This is a genomic window from Bacteroides stercorirosoris (genome assembly GCF_900142015.1).
GTDB lineage: Bacteria > Bacteroidota > Bacteroidia > Bacteroidales > Bacteroidaceae > Bacteroides > Bacteroides stercorirosoris.
Genome location: NZ_FQZN01000018.1, coordinates 1 through 22349, shown reverse-complemented (window position 1 = coordinate 22349; position 22349 = coordinate 1). Strand labels below are relative to the sequence as shown.

Genomic DNA, 22349 nt, shown 5'->3' with positions numbered 1-22349 from the left:
ACACGTATATTAATAATGTGCACGTATATTAATAATGTACACGTATTAATTATGTACGCTCACGTGTGTGTGTGAGTTTTAGGAAAGGGGTGAACATCTGTACCAAGTGTACCAACCTCAGCTTTACGTTGCTCAACCTCACCTTTACGTTGTTCAACCTCACCTTTACACCGTTCAACCTTAACCTTAAGATTCCCCCACACAAAAATATGCCCAGAGCACTGCCCTGGGCTATAAGATTAGAATCTTTCAATATCTTCAATCTACATCGTCTGTTTTCAAACAAAGTCTTTTAATTCTTGTTGTAGCCGCTGACGGGTGAAGAAGATGCGGCTTTTTACAGTTCCTAAAGGTAATCCGAGCCGGTCGGCTATTTCACGGTACTTGAAACCGGATACATGCATGGAGAAAGGTACTTTATAATCACGCGGTAAAGAGTTGACGATGCGGTGCATCTCTTTCAAGTCATAAGTTCCTTCGGTGCTTGCAAAACCGGAGTTCTGCGGTAAATTCAGATGATAAAGGTTATCTGTCTGGTCCACGAAAGTCTGTTCGCGAACGATTCTGCGGTAATTATTAATAAAAATATTACGCATGATGGTGTACATCCACCCTTTGAAATTGGTGTCGGGCATGTACTTGTCTTCGTTGTCCAACGCTTTGAGTGAGGTTTCCTGCAATAAATCATTGGCTTCCTCTTTATCGGCTGTCAACTTATATGCAAAGCGAAGCAGTTCTTCTTGCACACTAATCAAATCCTTCCTAAAACTGTAGGTATTCATACTTTGCTCTTTTAAATGGTTAATAAATATTTTAAATTCACGATTGCAAGTATAGGGAAGTTTCCAATTTTTTGTGGGTTGAGTTTTGTTTTTCTTTAGGGCAAAAACTATCATTTGATAGTTTTCACCCCCTTATTGAGAGTTTTCTGGTCCTATTTTCGATAAAAAGCGTATATTTTTCCGAAGATTTCGTAAAGTGTTTGTGATTTTTTTATAGTTTTGCCTACATATAGCAAAAACACTTTATTTAAAAAACACTTTAATTTTATGAGACGAATTTTTAAACTATTCATTCTTCTGGCTGCCGTGGCTATCTCTTTGCCGTCTTTCGGTCAAGGGTTAAAAGCATTCAAGCTGAAGAATGGCCTTTCCGTATATATATGGGAAGACAACACAAAATCGGATGTGTACGGTATCGTAGCCTGCCGGACAGGCTCGGTCAATGATCCGGCAGAATACACCGGATTGGCGCACTATCTGGAGCATGTGATGTTCAAAGGTACCGATAAGATCGGTGCACTGGACTGGGCTACAGAAAAACCGCTTTACGAGAAAATCATCGCCAAGTACGACGAAATGGCCGACGAAGCCGATCCCGCAAAGAAAGAGGCTATCGCAAAAGAAATCAACGAGCTGACCATAGAAGCCGCAAAAGTGAGTGTTTCTACCGAATTCATGAACCTGATAGAAAGCATGGGTGGCAAAGGACTGAACGCCGGAACCAGCTTTGACGTGACTTACTATCACAATTCATTCCCTCCCTACCAGATCAACAAATGGCTGGAAATCTACTCACAACGTATGATTAACCCGATATTCCGTACCTTCCAGACAGAGTTGGAAAGTGTATATGAGGAATATAATATGTATCAAGACAATCCGAGCAGCGTACAACAAGAGTTCATCTCAAGCAAGGCATACGAAGGGCACCCCTACGCACGCCCCATCATCGGTCTGCCCGAACACTTGAAGAACCCGCGTCTGAGCAAGCTTATCGACTACTACAACGACTGGTACACTCCCGAAAACATGGTGCTCATCCTTGTAGGTAATGTTGATGCCAAACAAATCAGTGGCCGTATCAATGCTACATTCGGACGCTTGAAAGCCAAAGCCACTCCCGAACGCAAGACTTATCCCGACCTGGAAATCAAAGGCCGTAAGCAATATAACGCCAAGGTCGGTTATTATCCCAATGTATGCCTCGTATACAAAGGCGTACCTGCCGGACATCCCGATGAAAAGCCTTTGGACATCGCCATGTCTTTGCTGAGTAATAATAGCAATACTGGTACACTGGACAAACTGACCATCGACGGTGAACTGACTCAGGGTTTCGCCTATTCCGACAGTCGTCGCGAACAAGGCCGTAACATCGTACGCTGCGTTCCTCTTTACGATGAAAACCAACGCCGCTTCGAATCAAACAAAAGTGCTGAAAAGAAAGCATTGAAAGCTATTGAGAAAGTGGCAAACGGTGAATTTGAAGAGTGGCAGATCAACTCTATCAAAAACAATATGTGCCGTGATTTCGACCGCAGCATGGAGTCTAACACATACAAGGCACACATGCTGATGAATGCTTTCATCAATGAAGAAGACCTGGGACAGGTACTCAACTACAAGGATGAGGTGATGGCTATCACTACAGATGACATTAAACGTGTTGCCAAACAATATCTTACCAACGATTACCTTGCCATCTACATTGAAAAAGGCAAGCTGGACAAGAGTGCTAAAATCAAAAAGCCGGGATATAAACCCATCGAACCTCCTGTCGGCAAACAATCATTGTATGCCACACAATTCAAAAACATGCCTATCGGACAGGTAGATGAAAAATTCATCAACTTCAGCGACGTACAAAGCAAGAAGTTGAACGACCGTTCTAAGATGTACTACACACAAAACCCGGAAAACAACGTATTCAGCTTGACCCTGCGCTACGGCGTCGGCGAACGTGAATTCCGCAAACTGGGTATTGCGGCAGACCTGATGAACAATGCCGGTATCATGGGAGCATACGAACCACAACAGTTGAAAGAAGAACTCGGTAAGCTGAACGCAACCTGCGAAGTCAGTGCCAACAGCAACTACCTTTATATTACAATGGAAGGGTATGAAGAAACTTTGCCGCAGGCTTGCCAACTTCTTGCCCGTCAGATCCTGATGCCGAAACTGGATGACAAACAGTTGAGCCGTATCAAAGGTTCTATGTTAGGTAGCCGCCAGCAACGCAAAGAAAATGTAAACGCTTTGTCTAGCGCACTTATGCAATACATGATTTACCAGAATAAATCAGCCTACATCGACGAGTTAACCGACAAGGAGGTTTATGAATTGCAGATTTCCGAACTGACAGGCGACATCAACCGTGCTGCCAATTATGAAGCTGAAATCTTCTATTGCGGAACAATGCCTTTCAACAATGCTTATGATATCCTCAGTAAAAACCTGCCGCTAGTTGCCAACGAAAAGCCGTCTGCCTCACCGCAAGACAAGCCTATGGCTACCGTAACGGAAAACACTGTTTACTTCCTGCCGAACTCTGAGGCAGAACAGGCACAGATCTACTTCTATATGCCAATGGAAAAGTATGATACGAAAGATGACGTGATTCGTGACGCATTCAACCAATATTTCTCCGGCGGTTTCAATGGTCTGGTACTTGACGAAATCCGTGGTAAACGTTCTATGGCTTATTCGGCCGGTGCATACATCGGTACACCGACATTGCCGGGTAACCCTACTTACCTCTTCGGTAATATCGGTACGCAGAATGACAAGGCCAACGATGCACTGGATGTATTCATGGGTCTGATTACAAACATGCCGAAAAATGCTGACCGTATAGATAACATCAAGAGTTATATGCGCCAGGAAATGCTAACCACTCATCCTTCTTTCCGCAACAAAGCCGAATATATGAGATCACTGCAACGTGTAGGTTACAACGATGACCCCACCAAGCAGAATCTGCCTAAAGTTGATGCTTTGACTTTCGATGATATCGTGAAGTATTACGAAGAACATGTCAAAGGCAAACCCTACTGCATCGGTATCATGGGTAACCCGAAAGATATTGATCTGAAGAAACTTGAGAAATATGGCAAAGTAGTGAAATTGAACGAAAGAAAACTGTTCAACACGAAAGACGCAATGTTCTGACTTTAGCGGCAAAGGCCGCTGAAATCAAAACAAATTAAAGAATTAAAAATCAAAGGATGTAAAGGTGCGCGAAGACAGCAGGCGCAAAGGCACTGAAAGCGGCCGCTCCCTCCATTCTTTGATTTTTAATTCTTTAATTTTTAATTGAACTGTCCTCCTCTCCGCTTCCCGAAAGAATAGGCAGACATATATTATATTTCACCGCCAGAATGCGCGTCACAAACACCGACACACCACCTACCACCTGACAACCGTAAGACTGCATCCCCAATGCATGACACAACCAGTAAGCCGTACCGCCTACCACGCACGCCATCGCATAAATCTCTTTTCTGAAAATCAGCGGAATCTCATTGATAAACACATCACGGATCACACCGCCCGCAGCACCCGTAATGCTACCCATAATGATGGCTACCCAAAACGGATATCCCAACGCTATACTCTTTCCCACACCAACCACCGTAAACAGTGCCAGACCGACGCTATCGAATATAAAGAATGTATTATGCAAATGAATAAGATGTTTACCGAAAAGAATCACCCAAAGCAAAGCCAGTCCCGTACATATCAGATAGATAGGATCAGTCATCCACCCCGGTGTCACCCCCAGCAGTACATCGCGTATCGTACCGCCTCCGATGGCTGTTACGAATCCCACCACATACGCCCCAAACCAGTCGAAACGCTTTGCCGACGCCAGGCGGATACCACTGATAGCAAACGCGAACGTACCTATAAAATCGAGTATTTGAACAAATGTTGGCATCGTCATACTGAAATTTAAAATTAAAGAATGAATAATTAAAATATCGCTATTTTCAAGAAGCACTCAAAATTATCGGCAAAGTAACGAATAATTTCCCTAAGAAAACGTACATTTGTCTCTTGGAAATTAAAAAAAACAGCAAAGATGAAAATAACAATTGTGGCGGGAGCACGCCCCAACTTCATGAAAATAGCGCCTATCACCCGTGCCATCAAAGCCGCACAGGAAGCAGGAAAGCGAATCTCTTACCGCCTGGTCTACACCGGACGTCAGGATGACACCAGCCTGGACGCTTCCCTATTCTCCGACCTGGACATGAAGCAACCCGACGGTTACCTGGGCATCAGCGGCCACGATCACTCTGAAGTGGCAGCCGCCATCATGCTCGCTTTCGAGAAGGAACTGAACAATCATCCAGCGCAGGTGGTCCTTGTAGTAGACGACCTCACCGCCACCATGAGCTGTTCCATCGTCGCCAAGAAACGTGGCTTGAAAGTGGCCCATCTCATAGCCGGTACCCGTTCCTTCGATATGAATATGCCCCGGGAAGTGAACCGCACCATCGTAGACGCCATCTCCGATTATCTGTTCACAGCAGGCATGGTTGCCAACCGCAACCTGAATCAGGAAGGTATGATTCCCGAATACATCCATTATGTAGGCAATATATTGATAGATACCGTCCGCTACAACCGTCACCGCCTGTTGCAACCCGTATGGTTCTCCACGATGGGGTTGGAAAAGCGCGGTTACCTGTTGCTGACCCTCAACCGCCACGACTTGTTGACAAAGAAGCAAGTGCTCAATGCGCTGATGCAAACCTTGATAGAGAAATCCGAAGGTATGCCCATCATCGCCCCTCTGCATCCCTACGTGCAGAAAGCTATCAAGGCACTGGAAATCAATGCGCCTAACCTGCACATTCTTCCACCGCAAAGTTATCTCCACTTCGGCTTTCTCATCAACAACGCCAAAGGCATTATCACCGACTCCGGAAATATAGCTGAAGAAGCCACTTTCCTCGATGTGCCTTGCATCACGCTCAACTCGTATGCCGAACACCCCGAAACCTGGCGTACAGGTACCAACGAACTGGTGAACGAAGACCCCGTTGCCTTTGCCTCTATGCTGGAAAAGTTGATGCACGGCGAATGGAAACATACCACCCTGCCCGACCGTTGGGACGGACGGACGGCGGAACGTATTGTGCAGACTTTGATTAACGGAGAATCGAAGTAACCTGATTACTATATCCCATTCCCCTCAAAGCCTGTTGCCGCCATTGCAACGCTTCAGGCAAGAGGGGTTTGTCATATAATTCGCGAATGGCAGCTATTTGCGCTTCTTTCGTATCAACAATCACACATAATTCTGCAAATCTCCGATCCGGAATCATCATAGAGTTTACAAGACAATGTCCACGCCCTTTCATTAAGGAATAAATCAATTTCAATTTAATCCCTGTATTCTGAAAAGTAAATAATAAATTGATACGAGCGGACGCTATCAAAGTTTCCATTTCCTCCTGTGAAGGATTTGCCACAAGGGACACCCCCTGAATACGTGCAATCTTCTCTTGCATATTTTTATCAGGATTTTTCCCTGCAATAAGAACTTGCACGCCAGCCTCCAATCCAACCACCAGATTATCCAAAATATAATCGACTACCCGAACATTCTCAAGAACAGAAAGATTTCCATGATATAATATGTACCCCCCTTTATCTAATTTTTCAATATTATTTTCTTTCAATCCTGCATCGTCGAAGAAACAAGGTAAACAATAAGTCAGTACCGGAGGATACTTCCGAATAAAGTATGCCGCATCTGTGTTTGTGATTGCAAATATTTTATCGGCATGCAATAGCACCCTCTCATACTGTCGTAATCTCCAAGCCTCTAAATAATAGTAGCATTTCTTCCACCAAGAAACAGTTGATTTTCCCAAAAAACGATAATACTCATGCTCCACATTATGCATCCGTACCCATTTCTGCCTGTTCCTCAAAAGCTGGTTCGGAAGAAAATAGCAAGTATGCAATCCTTCAAACAAAATAGGATAATCATCCGCACACAAACGCTTCAACAGTAGCTCATCCCTTCGGCTATATACAATATAAGGCAAAATAGTAAACATAGAACGCCACCCTGTATAACGTTCATAATAATACACAGAATCAGCAACTTCATACAAAGCCGGTTGTTCCTCTACCCCATATCTATAGGTATGCAAAACGATTGAACATCCAGCCTTTTTCAACGCTTTCAATTTATAATACACATCTATCAGCCCACCGTAATCCGGCGGAAAAGGAACTTGAAAACTAACGACATGAAGCTTCATCACATGACTTTATTTAATTCATTCCTGCAAAGATAATACAAAATACAAAGAATCCTAATGAGCATCTATCTGCAATCATTACATAAACAATAACCATTGAATCAAGGTAAAAGAAAAGTGCAATAAACATTCCTCTTATTTCTTTAGAGTATATTTACTTCTTATTTAGCTGTAATTTGCTACCTTTGCAGCCTCATACTGACTTAAATATGAAACAACGATATATAACTTTTATCCTTTTTCTGTTGTCATTACTCGTCGCGCACAGCGCATCCGCACAGATAAAAGGCGTCGTTACGGACTCCCTGACCAACGAACCGTTAATGTACATCACCGTTCAATACGAAGGGAAAGGCGTGGGTGCCATCACCAATGCCGAGGGAGAATACGTAGTAGAAACCCGCAAAGGCTGGAATGAGCTTACATTCTCGGCCATAGGATATGTGACCAAAAAGGTCAGGTTGCAACCCACCACCAAAGTGCTGAACGTGAAAATGGCGCCTGCCGACGTCATGCTCTCGGAAGTAGTGGTGAAACCACAGAAAGAGAAATACTCCCGCAAGAACAACCCTGCCGTGGAGTTCATGAAGAAAGTCATTGAAAACAAGAAGCAACTGAAGCTGGAAACCAATGATTACTACGAGTATAAGAAGTATGAGAAGATGAAGATGTCCATGAACGACGTCACTCCTGAAAAGATGGAGAAAGGCATCTACAAGAAATTCTCATTCTTCAAAGACCAGGTGGAAGTATCTCCCAAGACCAACAAGATGATTCTCCCCATCTCCATCAAGGAGACGGCCTCCCGCACCATCTATCGCAAGAGTCCCAAGAGCGAGAAGACTATCATCGAAGGTATGAACTCCAGCGGTATCGAAGAATTTTTCAATACCGGCGACATGCTGGGAACCATCCTCACCGATGTCTTCTCCGACGTCAACATCTACGATGACGACATCCGCCTGTTACAACGCCGTTTCGTCAGCCCCATTGGACGCGGTGCCATCAGTTTCTACAAATACTACCTCATGGATACCATCATGGTAGACCGCCAGGAATGTGTACACCTCACTTTCGTCCCGCAAAATTCGCAGGACTTCGGTTTCACGGGACACCTCTACGTAGTGAAGGATTCCACCTACGCCGTAAAGAAGTGTACCATGAACCTGCCCAAGAAGACAGGGGTCAACTTCGTAGACAACCTCGACATCGTGCAGCAATTCGAACAGATGCCGGACGGCAACTGGGTACTGACCGACGACGATATGACCGTGGAACTGCAATTCGTAAAAGGCTTGCAAGGTCTTGAAGTGCAACGTACCACAAAATACAGTGATTACAAGTTCGATGAGATAGAGCAACGGCTTTTCCGCCTGAAAGGAAACGTTATCAAAGAAGCCAACATGCTCAACAAGAGCGATGAATACTGGGCGCAAGTCCGCCAGGTTCCCCTCACCAAGAAAGAGAGCAACATGGATGTGTTCATGAACCGCATCGAACAGATTCCCGGCTTCAAATACGTCATTTTCGGCGCAAAAGCCCTGATTGAGAACTTCGTGGAGACCGGAACCAAAAAGCATCCAAGTAAGTTTGACTTCGGTCCCATCAATACCACCATCACAAGCAACTTTGTGAACGGTACCCGTTTCCGTCTCAGCGGTATGACCACCGGTAACCTCGACCCTCACTGGAGCTTCAGCGGTTACGGCGCTTACGGTACAAAGGACAAGAAATGGTTCTACAAAGGACAGGCCGCCTACTCATTCAACAAACGTGAATATGTGTTGTGGGAATTCCCCAAACACTATATTGCCTTCGATTACAGCTACGACGTCATGTCTCCTATGGACAAGTATCTCTCTACCGACAAGGATAATATGTTCGTCGGCTGGAAGTGGACCAAAGTAGACCAAATGTCGTATATGCGCGATGCTACCCTGACCTATGAACTGGAAACCAATGCCGGTTTCTCCATCAAAGCCATGGCCCGCCACCGCAATGACGAACCTGCCGGAGGTGTACTGCAATATTGGAAAAATGACGGTAATATTGCCGGTTCATGGGATGATACAAATACTTTCATCAAGGACATCACCACCACCGAGCTGGGTGTCACCCTGCGTTACGCCCCCGGTGAAACGTACGTAAACACCAAGCAACGCCGTGTGCCCGTATCGTTGGATGCTCCGATATTCTCCCTCTCCCACACCATCGGTCTGAAAGGTGTGCTGGGCGGCGAATATAACTTCAACCTCACCGAAGCCAGCATCCGCAAACGCTTCTGGTTCGGCTCATGGGGTAAACTGGACATCACCGCCCGTGCCGGTGCGCAGTGGAACACCGTACCGTTCCCCTTGCTGAACCTGCCTATGGCGAACCTGTCATACATCACCCAGCACAACGAGTCATTCAGCCTTATCAACAACATGGAGTTCCTGAACGACCGTTACGCCTCGCTTGCCCTGACGTATGACATGAACGGAAAGCTTTTCAATCGCATCCCGCTTCTGAAAAAGCTGAAATGGCGTGAAACGTTCCGCATCCGCGGTATGTACGGCACACTTACCGACAAGAACAATCCGTATAAGAGCCACAACGATGAACTGTTCCTCTTCCCGATGCGCGACGGTGTGCCCACCAGTCACGTAATGGGTAGTACTCCTTACCTGGAAGCCAGTGTAGGCATTTACAACATCTTCAAGTTGTTGCACATCGAATATGTCCGCCGCCTCACCTACACCGATATTCCGGGAGTAAAGAAAGGTGGTATCCGTTTCATGATATTAATGATATTTTAAATTCACATGACCCCATTAGCAGAAAGGCTTCGCCCTAAGACATTAGACGAGTATATCGGTCAGAAACATTTAGTGGGACCGAGTGCTGTGTTGCGCAAAATGATTGACGCAGGACGTATTTCTTCATTCATCCTGTGGGGTCCTCCGGGAGTAGGCAAGACTACTTTAGCGCAGATTATCGCCAATAAACTGGAAACTCCGTTCTACACGTTGAGCGCTGTGACCAGCGGCGTGAAGGATGTGCGCGAAGTGATAGAGCGTGCCAAGAGTAACCGTTTCTTCTCACAAGGCAGCCCTATCCTGTTCATTGATGAAATCCACCGCTTCAGCAAGTCACAACAAGACTCGCTGCTTGGTGCTGTGGAACAGGGAACGGTGACGCTGATAGGCGCTACTACCGAGAATCCTTCGTTCGAAGTCATCCGCCCGTTATTGTCCCGTTGCCAACTCTATGTCTTGAAGTCTCTTGAAAAAGAAGACCTCATGGAATTGCTGCAACGCGCCATCACCACCGACCACATCCTGAAGGAACGTAGAATTGAACTGAAGGAGACCACAGCCATGCTCCGCTACAGTGGTGGAGATGCGCGTAAGTTACTCAACATACTGGATCTCGTAGTTTCTTCCGAAGCCAATGACCCCGTTGTCATTACTGATGAAACCGTCACCGAGCGTCTGCAACAAAATCCCCTCGCCTATGATAAAGATGGAGAAATGCACTACGACATCATCTCTGCCTTTATCAAGTCCATCCGTGGTAGCGATCCGGACGGCGCTATCTACTGGCTTGCCCGCATGGTGGAAGCCGGAGAAGATCCTGCCTTCATCGCCCGCCGCCTTGTCATCTCCGCTTCGGAAGACATCGGACTGGCAAACCCGAATGCCTTGCTCATCGCCAACGCTTGTTTCGATGCCGTAATGAAAGTGGGCTGGCCCGAAGGACGTATCCCTTTGGCAGAAGCCACCGTCTACCTCGCCACAAGTCCCAAGAGCAATTCTGCTTATATGGCTATCAATAATGCTCTGGAACTTGTGCGGCAAACCGGAAACCTGCCCGTCCCCCTCCACCTGCGCAATGCCCCTACCAAACTGATGAAACAGTTAGGTTACGGCGATAATTATAAGTATGCACACGATTATCCCGGCCACTTTGTCAAACAGCAGTTTCTACCCGATGAACTGAAAGATCGTCGTCTGTGGGAACCGCAGGAGAATGCTGCAGAACAGAAACATGCCGAAAGAATGAAGGCACTGTGGGGAGAAAGAAAATAATTTTTAATCATTAAATATTAATTATGAACATTGTTGTATTAGACGGTTACACAGCCAATCCCGGCGATCTGAACTGGGATAAATTGCAAGAGTTAGGCAAGTGCACAATCTACGAGCGCACCGCTCCCGACGAAGTTCTTGAACGTGCCGCTGGTGCCGAAGTACTCCTTACCAATAAGGTAGTGCTCAACAGCGAAACGATAGCCGCCCTGCCCGATCTGAAATATATCGGTGTGTTAGCCACAGGTTACAATGTAGTTGACATCGCCGCCGCCCGCGAGCGGGGCATCATCGTGACTAATATCCCCGCATACAGTACTCCTTCCGTCGGACAAATGGTTTTCGCCCATATCCTGAACATCACCCAACAAGTACGCCACTACTCCGAGAAAGTCACTCAGGGAGACTGGAGCAAAAGTTCAGACTTCTGCTTCTACGACACCCCGCTCATCGAACTGCTCGGAAAAAAAATCGGTATCGTCGGATTGGGACAGACCGGATACAATACCGCCCGTATAGCTATCGGTTTCGGCATGAAAGTCTGGGCCGTAACCTCCAAATCGCGTCTGCAACTCCCACCGGAAATCAGGAAAGCAGACCTCGACCAGGTATTCCACGAGTGTGACATCATCAGTTTGCACTGCCCCCTGACGGACAGCACCCGCAATCTGGTAAACGCCAACCGCCTCTCACTGATGAAACCCACCTCCATCCTCATCAACACCGGACGCGGACCTCTCGTCAACGAGCAAGACCTTGCCGATGCCCTTAACACCGGAAAAATCTATGCTGCCGGACTGGATGTCCTCTCCGAAGAACCGCCCCGCTCCGACAATCCACTGCTGACCGCCCGGAACTGCTTCATCACCCCACACATAGCCTGGGCCAACTTCGAAGCGCGTCAAAGACTGATACATATCACAGTTAGTAACTTAAAAGCATATATTGACGGGAAACCGGTAAACGTAGTGAAATAAATTAGCTCGTAACTTTATCATCATGGGAAAATCAGAAATCCAAAGCCTCTTCCGCAGCATTCCGGTCCTCCTAACCATCGCCCTGGCTCTCATTACAATGATTGCCGCTTTTTCAGGCAACTTCGACCCTGCCAACTCAAGGTATATGCCCGTGCTTGGGTTAGCACTTCCCGCATTATTGCTATGCAACCTGTTAATTGCCATCTGTTGGGCCTTTGCCCGCAGGCGTTGGATTTTTGTTCCCCTTGCAGCTTTAATCTTCAACTACAGTTATATCCTTGCCATCTTTCAGTACAGCTTTACCAGACAGATTCCCGAAGGCCATTACAGCAGCAACTATGCCGACGGTTACCTGAAAATAGCCACTTACAATGTTGGTAATTTCGGTGGTGAAATCACCGGTTATTCCTGCAAAGAAATAGCTAACTATATGAAAGAACAGAAAGTCGATGTCCTCTGTTTCCAAGAGTGCGGCGATAACAAGTACTTTCCGATGGACAGCATCCGCAAAGTGTTTTCACACTGGCGTTACGCCATAATACCCACCGAAGATTCCATCCGTGGAGTACTCCCCATTGCCGTGTTCAGCCGCTATCCGCTTATCAATCCGCAATTCATTTCCTATGCCCAAAGCGCCAACTGTAGTATGCAATGCGACATCGTTCTGGGACGAGACACCGTCCGCTTGCTTAACAACCACTTACAGACTACGAGCGTCAGCCAAAACCGCCGTAAATGGGAACGTGGACTTGCCAGCACCAGTGACACACGTCGTGAAGCGGAAGTTGTGCAAGGTGCCATCACCTCCCTGCACGATAATTTCGTGAAACGCGCCGAGCAAACAGACAGCATCCGCCAGCTTGCCCTTGCAAGCCCATACCCCGTAGTGGCCTGTGGGGACTTCAATTCCCTGCCTTCATCCTACACTTATACCGAACTGAGCGACATCCTCAAAGATGGCTTCAAGACTTGCGGTCGCGGCTATATGTATACTTACCGCTACTTTAAACGCTTGCTACGTATCGATTATGTCTTCCATTCTTCCAGCATTCAGGGATACCGCTACTATTCGCCCAACTTGGACCTGTGCAGCGACCATAATCCGGTGCTGATGGAGATGAAAATAAAGAAATAAAAAAGCAGTCATCTAAAGATTTACCTGAAGTTGGGCATACATTTTTACTCATACCGAATCTTATCAGACAGCTATAAAAAAGAGAAAGAATGCATAGTTTAAACAACCATTGCATTCTCTCTCTTTTTTCAGATATTATAAAATCGAATAAGCCTTCTTACCAAGCCCAGTCTTCTTCACTATAAACAGCCTCTACTTTTTTCTCTACTTCATTGGGTAGATTACAGAAGAAGTCAATGCCAGTTTCATACTCCAAATTCTCTATAGAAACAGCATAAGCCATAAACTCATCTTTATCCGGTTTCTCAGGCAACAGCTCCGAATGAGGTACCAAAAAGGCGATGGCATGATAAACACCTGCCTTCTCACTTAACAGAGCCATATAATAATAACTGGGGCAAATAAGACCACCGGGAGTCAGTCCGGCAGCATTAGTGGTAGGATAAAGTCCATCGTTTGCTTTCTTCACACCTGTGAAGTTGGTAAGCAAACGATTGGTAGTCCCCCCTTTCACCACATAAAGTTTATCATACGTCCCATTGATGGTAGAACGTCCCCAAGTCTGCACCTGTTTCTCAAGAGCCGCCCAATATTTCTGATTGAAACTTCCTATCTGCGGTGAAATGTTACTATAATAGAACGTCTGCTTATTGGCACTCACGCTGTACACGCGGTCCTCACTGGCACAAATATGTCCCTTGTCATAGCCGTCACTTTTGTGCATTGATTCGGTCACCTCCACGCTGTTGTCAATATTAGGATCGTCTTGATTCCATTCGTTGGTACGTTTGATATTGTCTTGTGAAGTGACAGGGTCAAAGCTAAATGCTACCCAAGCCGAATGCTTTTTTGAAGCAATATATTCCAAAGAGAAATTTAGCACCTGCTCGGCACCCTCCTCATCAGACATGCCAGCATAGTACTCGATATACTGATTGGTAGCATTGAGAGCGGGAATTTCGAGATTGTCGGCTTTATTGCTGTTGACAGGATTAGTATTGTCCACATCCACGTCATCAGAAGCCACATACTCTATACCCACTTCGTTACCCTTAATGTAGGCCACGCGAAGCTTACCCATCTGATAATGATTGTAACGGTTGAAACGTACCCAATAACAAGTGGCAGGTTTAACCTCAACTTTTTCGCTAAAAGCATTGGCAGATGGAACGGAGGTAAGCCCTTCGAGCGACTCGCCACTAACAGGAGCAAACGCGTAGTTACGACCGGTAAAAGACTGGGACTTGATATAAAAAGGAGCACCGATTGCCTTAGGTTTATAAACGTTGAAACCATTGCCAGTCGGCTCATAGCCCTTCATCACGTAAGTGTCAGAACCTTGCTCAGTAGGTATTATTTCGGGAATGAGCGAAGCATCTGAAGAATCATCACAAGCTGCCAGCCAAAAACCTGCCAGCAAAAGAAATAAGTAAGATAGTTGTTTCATCTTTGTTTTTCTTTTTAAATTAATGAAATGGATAAGATGCAAATGTGGTAATGAGCATTGAAGTTCATTACCACATTGCCTAATATATAATCTCAGAATTTATCCAAAACTATTCCTTCACTACGAAATTCTTCATCTGAATATTGGGAACTCCACCATCATCGCCTACATATTGGAAACCTATATATACTTTCTTTCCAATAAGCCCAGCTGGCACCATAGTCTCCATATCCACATAAGTGTCATTAACCGGCCATTTGGGGAACTCCAGTTTCACCCAATCCTTCACATCTTTATCCTCTTTGATAATTTCATCACCTTCCTTATAAACAGCTGAAATATACACATTAACAAAATCGGTCATCACCTTACCAGAGGGGAGATATTTGCATTTTGCAGTCACCATAATCTTAGGAGAAACCGCTTTACTCAAGTCAACCTCTCCAGTAATGAGCCAAGATTCCGCCTTACATGCCTTGCTACCATCATGACTTGAACCCAGGATTGTATTGAAACCATCAGTAGCGCGCCATACTTTTTTCTCTTTCAAAGATTCTGGAATATCTACATCCACAATATGAGCACCTCCATGAAGCAATCCGTCAAAGTCATTGAAATAATATTCCACTGCTTCAATCCACTTACCGTTTGCCATCATAAATACAATAGTACCAGGCACAGAGTTTACTGTTTTCACCCAAGCAGTACCATCGTATGTATATTCATCGGCAGCCACTGATGTATTATAACGATAAGTCACTGTCCTGATGTTTCCTACCTGTGCGTAGGGGAACGAATTTTTCAAGTATACAGGAAGTACTTCATCAGGCTTGCTTAATGAAGAAGAACCTAGAGAAACATAATCAGAGGGTTGCATTACTACAATCTCCGCACCACCTTCCTCATTGTAAACAGTCCAAACTGAACCATTATACCGATAGAGAGCAGAAGCGTTTGGTTCTACATCAGATGCGCGGGTTATAGCACGAACGGTGGCAGTAGCAGCAGCTTCCTCCACTTTCGAGTACATCATGGCCACACGACCGTTATTATAATCAAGCAAGAAACCGGTAATTTTCACAGTCTTACCCTTAAGCGACATATCAAACGATTTCTCATCTACATAAGAAATAGACACAGTGGTGGAAGCTCCGCTAACCAACAAGTTAAAATAGTTAAATCCTTTACCACTATCCTCAATGCTAAGCTGACCTTCGATGGTAGCATACACCACACGGGGAGTAACGGCCAAAGCATCAAACTCAGCAGCCGTCAACACTTGTGGAACCATTTTTGTAGGAATGTCAGTGGGTTCTTCCATAAGCACTGTGACTTGAAGATCCTTATTTCCAAACTGCTTTACACCGTTACGAATAGAAGTAGTACCCTTTACGCGAACGATTTGTCCCACCTTCTCGGTAGGAAGTTCATTTTTGTATACCAAGATACTTCCACTACAGTCGGAAAGCATAAATCCACGAGTATAGATAGCCGAAACAACTCCTTCTGCCTCGTAATTACCGGCATCAATATACTGAAGCACACCTGCGGGAGTAACAGTATTGGTAGCCTCTTTAGCGACTACAGAGGTCACAAAAGTATTGGGATACTTGGTAGATGAACCACTTACACCTGTAAGATAGCCGGTAACTACCACATCCTTATCTATCAAATCTGGATTTACATAAAGAGTATTGGTCAACCCAGGCTGAATAGTCTCATCACCTATCACAATGTTATAATTTGTACCACTCATCGTAAGTTTGCCTTCATAGCTGACGTATTCCACCTTAGGAGCTTTTACATAATCAGCAAACCCAGCAGCATCAATCGTTTTAGGAGTAGGATATGCGAAACTTGACTTACGTTCCAGGAATCTCACGACAGAAGCCGATCTAAAGCGAGTTAATTCTTGCTTGAATTCAATCTCTCCACTCACTTCCACCACATCACCCACTGCAAAAGTAGGCAAGGTATTACGAAGGATACGAATAATACCTGTTCCATCACTGATGAGCAATGATGTAGCACTGGCACCCACAACCTCACCTTTAGAAGTATAGTTACCTGACTTCTGAGCCATAACCTCAGAAAGAGGGGTATAAGTAGGTTCTACAGGTTCATCTCCCCCATCGTCACCTCCTGTGCTAGGCTCAGTTTCTGAATAAGCGTAGTTCACCTGCATCACATCGCCCTCTTTGGGACTTTTTACACCCTCTTTCAGTAAGGTAGGAATTTCTTTTAACGTGGAAGGAGTTAGATATTTCACCACTCGGTTTTCTCCCCATACCGTTTTATAATTATCACTGCCCAAATCAAACTCTTTTGCGGCAGCAATAGCAGTAAGATATTCAGGAAGACTTTCCGCCATGCGATAATTGATTATAAACTTAGAGTTATCTGTAACATAGGGATAAACATCTTCCAAATAGGCAGGCAAAAACTCCTGCGGAGTAATGATTTCCGTAAAAAAGCAATCTTTTTCCAACTGCTTTAATGCAGTCACATAAGTTTCTCCTTCAGGATCTTTAGAAAGAGCCAACTCTTCGTTTGCTTTCAGTCCTGCTATCTTTTTATAATCAGCAGCAGTAAGATCAAGGGTATCTGATTGAACATTGGTAATTGTTGCAAGTTCATCATATCCTGGGAAATTATCCTCATTATAATCACATGCCCCGAGCATCAGCAACGAAGACAATGCGGTTCCTAATAATATATGTTTCTTCATAAATTTGTTCGCTTAGAAATTAAACTTCAATCTTACACTATAAGTACGGCCAAAACCATAGAGTACACGCGTTGCTGTTTCCCAGTCATGATTGCTTCCATCGCGTGCATCAGCAATATACTCCTGATTAAACAAGTTGTATACATTGCCACTCAACGTAGCACGAAGCTTGCCGAAATCAAAAGTATAACCAGCACTTACGTCAAAGGTACTCCATGAAGGAATTTCCCAAGGGTCAGAAACCACGTAAGGAGTATCTTGCTTAGCATCGCTTGCATCAATGTCATAGTCAGCATAATTACGAGCGTAAAAATTCCAGTCTGCACTAAGACGCAACCCTTTCATCGGACGAAGTATTAAGCCCAAAGCAGCTGTGGTCTGTGCAGAGCCACCCACATGTACATCGTCCATCTTAATGCGGTATTTGTATTGGTCGGCCTGTGACATATCAGTCAGAACACCTCCTTGCGTACTCTTAATAATCTGTCCTTGAGTGTTCATCATAAAGCCTGTAGCAGTCCCATTCCAGCGCCAGTCACCCCAAGAGAACATACCGGTAACTTCCATCCAGCGGAAAGGTTTTGCTAAAAAGTCGAACTCCACACCCATATGGTTTGCCTGCGCACCAGTCATGTTCATGGTCCAACGTTGAGAATTGCCGTCTTCATCATCATATGAACCGGTATCATACAACGCCTTATCTTTCCAGATAGTGTAGTAAGCATTCACATTGGCGCTGATATAATGACTACGGTAACCATAACCCAATTCGAAAGAATAAACTTTTTCATTCTTAGCATCGGCATTGCGCTCGTGTGAACTTTGAGAATTGATAAACGTATTGTCGAAAATAGGTGCACGACTGATAAAACCGGCATTGACAAATACGTTATTATGCTCATCAAGGTTATAGTTCAAACCAGCTTTCACATTTCCACCCAAATAGTGTTTCTTAGAAGAATCTTGCTTATCACCGCTGTAGTACATACGGTCATGACGCCAATAGCTAGTGTTGGTCAGACCGCCCGACACGAAAGCACTCACAGCATCCTTATTATATTCCAACTGCGCAAAACCGCCTTCATACATTACAAATCCGTCATAGTCGCGACGAATCACATCACCTACGCCCAGTTTTTGATTTACCCAGGCAGGATTTCCACCATTCACACTATTCGTAGCCAAAACGTTCTTACGGTTATAAGAGTCTATATAGTATTTTCCACCGAAAAGGTCAGTAATCACATTTTGGTGCAGTCCCTTATAATAACGATAATCAATACCACCATAAAAATCAAAATCATCACCAAACTTAGTAGTATAGGTAGAAATCAAACCTGCCCAAAAGTGATCATTGGAAGCTTTATTCATAATCATCAACGAACCGTTATAATTAGGCATTCCACTCACAGACACAGGATTTTTATAATTATCAGCATTGAGTTTGTCTACTGCATCATAATCAAATGTACCGTCAGGACAACGGAACTGAGTGTTCACCGTACCATCGGTAGCTGTACCATACCAAGAACTACTGTAGCCCGTCACACCCGTACCACTATAGCCTGCACCCGTACCTATAGACATATAAGCGGCCGTACTAAGACTTGATTTATGGTCAATCTGCCACAGGTGGTTGAGTGACATCTGCGGTTTATGATACGCATTACGTGAAGAATTCATCACTTGTCCGTTGCGATAACCGAAAGTAGAGTTGTAACGATAAGGACTTTCCTCGCCCATCCATTGTTTCACGCGTTGATATTCCTTAATATTTAAACCGTTTGCCATATTACGCTGATTATGCCATTGGGGAGCACCAAAAGCAGTAAATGAAAGCTGATGGTTATCGTTGAAACGTTTTGCCACACTGATAAACCAAGTATAAGCCTCAGATTCTGTACCTTGAATATAACCATCACGTGTATCCCTAGCTCCTAACAAAGTAAAAGCCCAACCATCCTTTGTAAGACCGGAAGACACACCAAACATCACCTTATTATAACCATCATTACCCATACCATAAGACACGAATCCACCCTTCTTGGCATCAGTGGTCTTAGTGACGATATTTTGTGAGCCACCTACCGAAGGAGTAGACACCTTGCTGGCACCAAGTCCGCGCTGAATCTGAATGCTGCTAGCGACATCAACCAGTCCGCCCCAGTTACTCATATAGACCTTCTGATTCTCCATACCATTCATAGGCACACCATTAATCATCATAGCTACATATTCTGATTTAAAGCCACGAATCTTTATGTTAGAATCACCATAACCACCACCCTCATTGGAAGCATAAACTCCCGGTGTAGACTTCAAAAGTTGCGGTAACTCCTGAGAACCTATTTTATCTTCAATAGACACAGGATTAATAGTAGATACCGCTACCGGAGTTTTACGAGCCACAGCTACAGAGGAGGTAATCACCACGTCCTTCAGCATCACTGCATCAGGTTCCATCTTAATAGCCCCCAAATCAACAGAAGCGCCCTTCTGCGTTATTTTCTTCTTGAGGTCTTTGAAACCCACATACTTGAACACCAAGGTTCCACCCTGAGCAACATCTTGCTTAAAATAACCATCAATGTCGGTCACAGTACCTTGTGAAGTGCCTTCCACCATAATGGCAGCGCCCACTAACGGTTCGCCTGTCTCAGCGTCAACAAGCTGCCCCCTCACTGTAGTCTGGGCAAATGCCGCAGCACTGAATACAGACAGCACAGCCACCAACAGGAAATGAATTAGATGTTTTTTCATAATTCTGCTTTTTGTTAATTAAATGTGTTAATTACGAATGTTAATTAAGTATTAAATACTGTTTTAAGACGCAAATATAATTAATAAGATTTAGATTTGTATTACATTTCTGCTACAAAATTTCAGAGTAAGTAGGAGTTATTGAAACTTTTTATAACAAAAAAGCCCTACAAGTTTTTTGCAGGGCTTTCTATTTGTCATCAAAATATAATTTATGCTATCAGATTCTCACTGTTATCAGTCATTCATCAGCTTTCTATAACGTACGCGGGTAGGTTCTTCTTTTCCTAAACGTTTCTGTTTATTTTCCTCATATTCTGAATAAGAGCCTTCGAAATAGAAGACATTAGAGTCACCTTCGAACGCAAGGATGTGCGTACAGATACGGTCGAGGAACCAACGGTCATGGCTGATAATTACGGCACATCCGGCAAAATCTTCAAGACCTTCTTCAAGAGCACGGAGAGTGTTAACGTCGATATCATTGGTGGGCTCATCCAATAACAGGACATTGCCTTCTTCCTTCAATGCCATAGCAAGGTGCAGACGGTTGCGTTCACCACCGGAAAGCACACCGCAGAGTTTTTCCTGATCGCCACCAGAGAAATTGAAACGCGAAAGATAAGCACGGGCATTAATATCGCGACCGCCCATACGAATCAGCTCCGTACCACCGGAGATTACCTGATAAACACTCTTGTTCGGATCAATGTCACTATGCTGCTGGTCTACATAAGCCACTTTTACAGTCTCCCCTACTTCGAACTCGCCTTTATCTACAGTTTCCAGACCCATAATCAAGCGGAACAGTGTAGTTTTACCGGCACCATTAGGACCGATAACACCAACAATGCCGTTTGGCGGAAGCATGAAGTTGAGATCATCAAACAGAAGTTTGTCACCATAGGCTTTCGCCACATGCTTGGCTTCAATAACCTTATTACCGAGGCGCGGACCATTGGGGATGAAGATTTCCAATTTCTCTTCTTTCTCCTTGATGTCTTCGTTCATCAACTTATCGTAAGAGTTCAGACGTGCCTTACCCTTTGCCTGGCGAGCTTTGGGAGCCATACGAACCCACTCCAACTCACGTTCCAGAGTTTTGCGACGTTTGCTGGCTGTTTTCTCTTCCATTTCCATGCGCTTGGTCTTCTGTTCCAACCAGCTGGAATAGTTGCCTTTCCAGGGAATACCTTCGCCACGGTCAAGTTCGAGAATCCAACCTGCCACATGATCAAGGAAGTATCGGTCGTGGGTTACGGCGATTACTGTACCCTCATATTGCTGCAAATGCTGTTCCAGCCAGTCGATGGACTCTGCATCGAGGTGGTTGGTAGGTTCGTCCAGCAACAGTACGTCGGGTTTCTGCAACAGCAAGCGGCAAAGAGCCACACGGCGGCGTTCACCTCCCGAAAGATGTTCCACAAGCTGATCTTCGGGCGGACAACGAAGAGCATCCATTGCACGCTCCAATTTACTGTCGAGGTTCCAGGCATCGGTTGCGTCAATAATGTCCTGAAGTTCTCCCTGACGGGCAAAGAGTTTATCCATCTTATCGGAATCTTCATAGTATTCGGGCAAACCGAACTTCTGGTTGATTTCCTCATACTCGTTGAGTGCGTCCACAATGGGCTGTACGCCTTCCATTACGATCTCTTTTACGGTCTTCGCAGGATCAAGATAAGGTTCCTGAGCCAGATAGCCCACTGAGTAACCCGGTGAAAACACGACTTCGCCCTGATAAGATTTGTCCAACCCGGCGATAATCTTCAGCAAGGTGGATTTACCCGAACCATTCAGACCGATGATGCCAATCTTTGCACCATAAAAGAACGAGAGGTAGATGTTCTTCAATACCTGCTTGTTGTTCTGCTGAATGGTCTTGTTCAGCCCTACCATAGAAAAGATAATCTTTTTATCGTCAACTGTTGCCATAAAGTTTTTAAGTGTATTATATTAATAATGTATATTCCATCCCAAATAGTCGAATCTTGGGCAAAGATAACAAAAAAAGAGAAATCTTTTTGCATTTACAAAAAATGTATCTATCTTTGCACCCGCTTAACAGCAACAGAGGTTTGATTCGCTAGCTCAGCAGGTAGAGCACAACACTTTTAATGTTGGGGTCCTGGGTTCGAGCCCCAGGCGGATCACTGAAAACAAAAGAAA

Annotated in this window: 13 protein-coding genes and 1 tRNA gene; 7 read left to right on the top strand and 7 right to left on the bottom strand. The window is 44.8% G+C overall.

The window, feature by feature from the left end; genetic code table 11:
- Positions 1 to 278 precede the first annotated feature (278 nt).
- Complete coding sequence (locus BUC01_RS14260; protein WP_025832020.1) at positions 279 to 782, bottom strand: RNA polymerase sigma factor; 504 nt, start codon at positions 780 to 782, stop codon at positions 279 to 281.
- A 267-nt stretch (positions 783 to 1049) separates the two neighbouring features.
- Here BUC01_RS14260 and BUC01_RS14255 point away from each other — a divergent pair, with 267 nt between their 5' ends.
- A complete protein-coding gene (locus BUC01_RS14255; RefSeq protein ID WP_073314033.1) occupies positions 1050 to 3950 on the top strand; it encodes a M16 family metallopeptidase in 2901 nt (966 codons plus the stop codon).
- A 133-nt stretch (positions 3951 to 4083) separates the two neighbouring features.
- On the opposite strand, the gene BUC01_RS14250 is transcribed toward BUC01_RS14255, so the two are convergent.
- Positions 4084 to 4719, bottom strand: a complete 636-nt coding sequence (locus tag BUC01_RS14250) for a trimeric intracellular cation channel family protein (protein WP_025832018.1) — start codon at positions 4717 to 4719, stop codon at positions 4084 to 4086.
- A 144-nt stretch (positions 4720 to 4863) separates the two neighbouring features.
- Between BUC01_RS14250 and BUC01_RS14245 the strand changes: the two genes are divergently transcribed.
- Entirely contained in the window at positions 4864 to 5958 is a 1095-nt protein-coding gene (locus BUC01_RS14245) for a UDP-N-acetyl glucosamine 2-epimerase (protein ID WP_025832017.1), read from the top strand.
- Here the strand turns inward: BUC01_RS14245 and BUC01_RS14240 are convergent.
- Positions 5939 to 7066 carry a glycosyltransferase family 1 protein gene (locus BUC01_RS14240; RefSeq protein WP_175560884.1) on the bottom strand — a complete coding sequence of 376 codons (1128 nt, stop codon included), beginning with the start codon at positions 7064 to 7066 and terminating at the stop codon, positions 5939 to 5941. The two genes, BUC01_RS14245 and BUC01_RS14240, sit on opposite strands and share 20 nt — an antisense overlap.
- A gap of 206 nt (positions 7067 to 7272) precedes the next feature.
- On the opposite strand from BUC01_RS14240, the gene BUC01_RS14235 reads away from it, so the two are divergent.
- From BUC01_RS14235 to BUC01_RS14220, 4 genes are read left to right on the top strand one after another with little or no spacing between them, the layout of a single operon-like run.
- Positions 7273 to 9861: a DUF5686 and carboxypeptidase-like regulatory domain-containing protein gene (locus tag BUC01_RS14235; protein ID WP_025832015.1), complete on the top strand. Its 2589-nt coding sequence runs from the start codon at positions 7273 to 7275 to the stop codon at positions 9859 to 9861.
- Between the two features lie 6 nt (positions 9862 to 9867).
- Complete coding sequence (locus BUC01_RS14230; protein ID WP_073314028.1) at positions 9868 to 11133, top strand: replication-associated recombination protein A; 1266 nt, start codon at positions 9868 to 9870, stop codon at positions 11131 to 11133.
- A gap of 23 nt (positions 11134 to 11156) precedes the next feature.
- Positions 11157 to 12110 (top strand): D-2-hydroxyacid dehydrogenase, encoded by a 954-nt coding sequence (locus BUC01_RS14225; RefSeq protein WP_073314026.1) that lies wholly within the window; start codon positions 11157 to 11159, stop codon positions 12108 to 12110.
- A 22-nt stretch (positions 12111 to 12132) separates the two neighbouring features.
- Positions 12133 to 13245: an endonuclease/exonuclease/phosphatase family protein gene (locus BUC01_RS14220; protein WP_025832013.1), complete on the top strand. Its 1113-nt coding sequence runs from the start codon at positions 12133 to 12135 to the stop codon at positions 13243 to 13245.
- A 157-nt stretch (positions 13246 to 13402) separates the two neighbouring features.
- Here the strand turns inward: BUC01_RS14220 and BUC01_RS14215 are convergent, their stop codons facing one another.
- The 4 genes from BUC01_RS14215 to ettA form a co-directional block, all read right to left on the bottom strand.
- Entirely contained in the window at positions 13403 to 14692 is a 1290-nt protein-coding gene (locus BUC01_RS14215; RefSeq protein ID WP_073314024.1) for a DNA/RNA non-specific endonuclease, read from the bottom strand.
- A gap of 109 nt (positions 14693 to 14801) precedes the next feature.
- Entirely contained in the window at positions 14802 to 17420 is a 2619-nt protein-coding gene (locus BUC01_RS14210) for a hypothetical protein (RefSeq protein ID WP_073314023.1), read from the bottom strand.
- A gap of 12 nt (positions 17421 to 17432) precedes the next feature.
- Positions 17433 to 20180 carry a TonB-dependent receptor gene (locus tag BUC01_RS14205; RefSeq protein ID WP_073314021.1) on the bottom strand — a complete coding sequence of 916 codons (2748 nt, stop codon included), beginning with the start codon at positions 20178 to 20180 and terminating at the stop codon, positions 17433 to 17435.
- 237 nt (positions 20181 to 20417) lie between these two features.
- Complete coding sequence (ettA, locus tag BUC01_RS14200) at positions 20418 to 22115, bottom strand: energy-dependent translational throttle protein EttA (RefSeq protein WP_025832011.1); 1698 nt, start codon at positions 22113 to 22115, stop codon at positions 20418 to 20420.
- Positions 22116 to 22260: 145 nt separating this feature from the next.
- Between ettA and BUC01_RS14195 the strand changes: the two genes are divergently transcribed.
- Positions 22261 to 22333 (top strand) — tRNA-Lys (locus BUC01_RS14195).
- Positions 22334 to 22349: the final 16 nt, after the last annotated feature.

Coding starts and splice junctions, on each gene's coding strand:
- BUC01_RS14260 (WP_025832020.1), bottom strand. CDS start 782: ATGAATACCTACAGTTTTAGGAAGGATTTGATTAGTGTGCAAGAAGAA.
- BUC01_RS14255 (WP_073314033.1), top strand. CDS start 1,050: ATGAGACGAATTTTTAAACTATTCATTCTTCTGGCTGCCGTGGCTATC.
- BUC01_RS14250 (WP_025832018.1), bottom strand. CDS start 4,719: ATGCCAACATTTGTTCAAATACTCGATTTTATAGGTACGTTCGCGTTT.
- BUC01_RS14245 (WP_025832017.1), top strand. CDS start 4,864: ATGAAAATAACAATTGTGGCGGGAGCACGCCCCAACTTCATGAAAATA.
- BUC01_RS14235 (WP_025832015.1), top strand. CDS start 7,273: ATGAAACAACGATATATAACTTTTATCCTTTTTCTGTTGTCATTACTC.
- BUC01_RS14230 (WP_073314028.1), top strand. CDS start 9,868: ATGACCCCATTAGCAGAAAGGCTTCGCCCTAAGACATTAGACGAGTAT.
- BUC01_RS14225 (WP_073314026.1), top strand. CDS start 11,157: ATGAACATTGTTGTATTAGACGGTTACACAGCCAATCCCGGCGATCTG.
- BUC01_RS14220 (WP_025832013.1), top strand. CDS start 12,133: ATGGGAAAATCAGAAATCCAAAGCCTCTTCCGCAGCATTCCGGTCCTC.
- BUC01_RS14215 (WP_073314024.1), bottom strand. CDS start 14,692: ATGAAACAACTATCTTACTTATTTCTTTTGCTGGCAGGTTTTTGGCTG.
- BUC01_RS14210 (WP_073314023.1), bottom strand. CDS start 17,420: ATGAAGAAACATATATTATTAGGAACCGCATTGTCTTCGTTGCTGATG.
- BUC01_RS14205 (WP_073314021.1), bottom strand. CDS start 20,180: ATGAAAAAACATCTAATTCATTTCCTGTTGGTGGCTGTGCTGTCTGTA.
- ettA (WP_025832011.1), bottom strand. CDS start 22,115: ATGGCAACAGTTGACGATAAAAAGATTATCTTTTCTATGGTAGGGCTG.